Source organism: Candidatus Acidiferrales bacterium (assembly GCA_036514995.1).
Classification (GTDB): Bacteria; Acidobacteriota; Terriglobia; order Acidiferrales; family DATBWB01; genus DATBWB01.
In genome coordinates, this window is the sequence record DATBWB010000030.1 from 1 (window position 1) to 3,500 (window position 3,500).

General features: G+C 58.9%; 4 protein-coding genes. 3 read left to right on the forward strand and 1 reads right to left on the reverse strand.

The window, feature by feature from the left end:
- The first annotated feature begins 123 nt into the window (after window positions 1–123).
- Window positions 124–1,395 (forward strand): helix-turn-helix domain-containing protein, encoded by a 1,272-nt coding sequence (locus VIH17_02425; GenBank protein HEY4682086.1) that lies wholly within the window; start codon window positions 124–126, stop codon window positions 1,393–1,395.
- Window positions 1,396–1,445: 50 nt separating this feature from the next.
- Here the strand turns inward: VIH17_02425 and VIH17_02430 are convergent, their stop codons facing one another.
- Entirely contained in the window at window positions 1,446–1,652 is a 207-nt protein-coding gene (locus VIH17_02430; GenBank protein ID HEY4682087.1) for a nitroreductase/quinone reductase family protein, read from the reverse strand.
- A gap of 76 nt (window positions 1,653–1,728) precedes the next feature.
- Here VIH17_02430 and VIH17_02435 point away from each other — a divergent pair, with 76 nt between their 5' ends.
- Complete coding sequence (locus tag VIH17_02435) at window positions 1,729–2,433, forward strand: hypothetical protein (GenBank protein ID HEY4682088.1); 705 nt, start codon at window positions 1,729–1,731, stop codon at window positions 2,431–2,433.
- Window positions 2,430–3,356, forward strand: coding sequence for an alpha/beta hydrolase (locus VIH17_02440; protein ID HEY4682089.1), 927 nt, complete (start codon window positions 2,430–2,432; stop codon window positions 3,354–3,356). Before VIH17_02435 ends, VIH17_02440 begins: the two co-directional genes overlap by 4 nt.
- Window positions 3,357–3,500: the final 144 nt, after the last annotated feature.

Consider the following 3,500-nt stretch of genomic DNA (forward strand, 5'->3'; position numbering starts at 1 on the left):
TGTCCGTAGTCAGCACATTTTGCACAAGCAGGTGTATTCAGGACATCCTGCACACCGACCGATGAAGTGTAGTCAGCACATCTTGCACAGTTGGCATGATGATCTCCCGAAAGGAGATCCATCATGCCGCCCAACACGAAAGCCACTGAAGCTGAGGCGCAACAGCGTCACGAGGCTGTGAAAATGTTCCGCGCCGGTCACACTGCCCCCAGTATTGCCACCGCATTTCACCGCAGTCGTCGGTGGGTCTACTATTGGGTGGCCTACCAACGTCAACATCCCCATAGCCGCCTTCGGTCAGCGTCGCGCGCGCCGCGCCACCAGCCCAATCAGATTTCACGCCAAACGACTTATCGCATTGTCCGACTCCGGCAAACCCTGGCTCGCCAACGGAACGCACGCTTGCGGTATGCTCCGGTGGGTGCCCGCACGATCCGCCGCGAGTTGGAGAAACGTCGGGTCAAGCCGTGTCCGAGTTTGAGCACCATCCAACGGATCTTACAGCGGCGTGGCTTGACCCAGCCCCAGCCCGCCGAAGCACGGAGCTATCGTCCGCATCCGCTGGCCACCTACCCCAATGCGGTGCAAGCGACCGACATTGTGACTCGCTGGTTGACCGGCGGGGAGGTGGTGCAGACCTTTACCACGGTCGATCACTGTACCAATACGGCGTCAGCCACACCTCAGCCGCACAAACGAGCCACGGCTGCCCGCGAACACCTGCTGAAAACATGGCAAAAAATGGGTTTGCCTGATCTGGCCCAATTCGACAACGAAAGCGCCTTCAGCGGTGGTCGCCAGCCGCATCGCCTGAGCCCCACGGTGCGGTTGTGTCTCTATATTGGCAGCGAGGTCCTCTTCACTCCCGAATACGAGGCCGACTACAACTGGGTGGTCGAGACCTTCAACAATTTCTGGGCGCATCAATGCTGGGCCAAGCATCGCTTTACCTCGCGGGGACGTATCCCGCCTGTCTATCAGCGTTTCTTGGCTTGGTACGATACCGATTATGCGGCCCCACGTCAGGCCAACACCCCACAGCAGTTGCGGAAGGGGCATCGGCTCCATCGCTTGCCGCAACGGTTGGCCGAACGTATCCCCGAAGATTTGCCGATCTGCCGCGGGCGGGTGCATGCGATCCGGTGTGTGTCAGCGCAGGGCGGCGTCAAGTTCCTCCAGGAAACGTTTCGGGTTGGGAAACGCTATCACGCCAAATACGTGTGGTTGACCTTGAACACGGCCAAGCAAACTTTGACCGTCTACTATCAGGCCGAAGCCGAAGCCGCCTGGCAAACGCTCAAAGTTTTCCCTTATCCGCTCGACGAACCGGTAGTGCCAGTCTTGAAGCCCTTTGCCCGTTTACATGCCCATCGGTCGGTGTGCAGGATGTGCTGACTACAGTTCATCGGTCGGCCAACCTTATAGTTTTGTGCAAAATGTGCTGACTACGGACAGATAATGGCGTAGCCGCCGTCGTGCTCAAAGTACCCTAGCGGCGTGATCCGCTTTTTGCCGGTCTTGCGTCCGGTGGTGGTCGGGAGGAGCACCCGGAGCCCCTGCATGCTGCCGCCGACCTTTCCGCTGGTGCGTTGATACAAAAAGACGAAAATGGGGAAAATAGACCTGAAGAGAATCTTTATTATCACAACCATCGCGTCCGTCCTGCTCCGGCGGAGAATATGCCTTGTCCCCTTGCGGCGAGAAGCTTGACCCTGTCAGGGAATCAAAATGCAACGCACCGCCCGTCTGACGCTGATCTTTGCCATCCTCTTCGCTGTTTTCATTGTCTCCCCGGCTTTCCTCAGCCAGCAGTTCGGCCTTTACCCGCTCATGAAATACGGGGATGTGGTTGATCTCTTGACGCCGCTGATCCTCGTGCCTCTCTACTGGCTGCTTTTTCAAGTGAGGCGTGAGCGGCCGTTCAGCCAGGGCGAGATGATGGCTTTTCTCGGACTGGCGGCCTTGTGGGTGGAGGGCCAGGGCATGCATCTGGCCGCTAACGCGATCGGCCACTTGACGAAAGCGCTGGTTGGCGCCGATGTTGAGGCACTGACCCATTTCCTGGATGAAGTGCTCAGTCATTATCTGTGGCACATTGGCCTCGTCGGGCTGTCGGCGCTCCTGATCTACCGCCAGTGGAAGAATCCCTTTACGGGTGAGCGCTCCGGGTTGGGATTTGAAATCGCGGGCGGGATCATCCACGGCTTCAATTACTTCATCACCGTCGTCGAAGCCGCCACCACGCCCTTGGGCGTTCCGTTTGCGGCGCTGGTTGTCGCTTTTACGCTCATCTGGGGGCGCCAGAAGCTGCGCCAGCAACCCATCCTGGCCTTTTTCTTCGTCGCCTATCTGGCGGCCACGTTGTTCTTTCTGGGTTGGGGGATATACTGGGGCGGCCTGCCGGAGTTCAGCAAAGTCGGGATCATTGAATGAACCCATCCTCTTCCTATCCAGCAACACAGGTGGTTAAGCGCTACCGGAGAATAGAAGAGATTATTCCATCCCACTGGTCGGAAGGCGATGTCGTGGCCAATGGCATTCGTCACCACTACTATCGCACAGGCCGGGACAGGCCGCCCGTGGTGCTTCTTCACGGCTTCCTGGAGGGCGCGCTCTCGTGGCTGCGCACCGCCCGCGCTCTGGAGCAAGACTACGATGTCATCCTGGTGGACGCCCGAGGCCACGGTCGTTCGGAGGGTATTGCCGCCGGCTTTTCACAGGCCTTGCTCACCGAAGACGCCGCCGGGGCGATCCGCGCCCTCGGCCTGGGCAAGCCGCGCGTGCTCGGCTTCTCACAGGGCGGGACGACGGGCATTCACCTGACGGACGCTTACTCAGACCTGGTTCACTCTCTGATCGTGGAAGGAGCGGGGGATACGGACAGTCCGAGCGCCGATTTCACCCAATCCGCGGGATACCGGGCGTGGTTGAGCGCTTACATCGCGTGGTTGGAGCCATTGAAGTCACAAGCGCATGAGGACCGCATGGTATCGGCTCTGTCGCAGCTGCCGCCCGGAGCGCCTGTTCCGCCGGAAGAAGAGTATGTCACCTGGGTCGAAAACTGCGCCCGCCTCGACCCGGGGCTGGTCCGGCTCGGCGCGACGCTGTGGGGGACCTTGGGTGAGAGAGTGAGCGAGGCCGCCCAGGCTCTTCGCCGCGTCACGTGTCCTGTTTTGATGATGAAGAGTTCGTTCTTTCCGCAGCCAGGCATGCCGCAGTCTCTTCAGGAGGAGCGGTCTGACCAATCCAATCTCAAGATCGTCCGGTTCGTGAACACCGGTCATCTCATTCACCGCGAACAATTCGATCAGTTCATCGCCCTGGTGAGAGGTTTCTTCTTAGAGACTGTTTCTTAAATGGTCAGCAACCTTGAACTGTCATGCTGAGCGAAGCGAAGCATCTCCGGCTAATCGTGTTTTGCGCCTGATTGGGGTAGAGACCCTTCGCGTTGCTCAGGGTGACAGGCTGCATTTTACGATTTAAGAAACACTCTCTTAGGG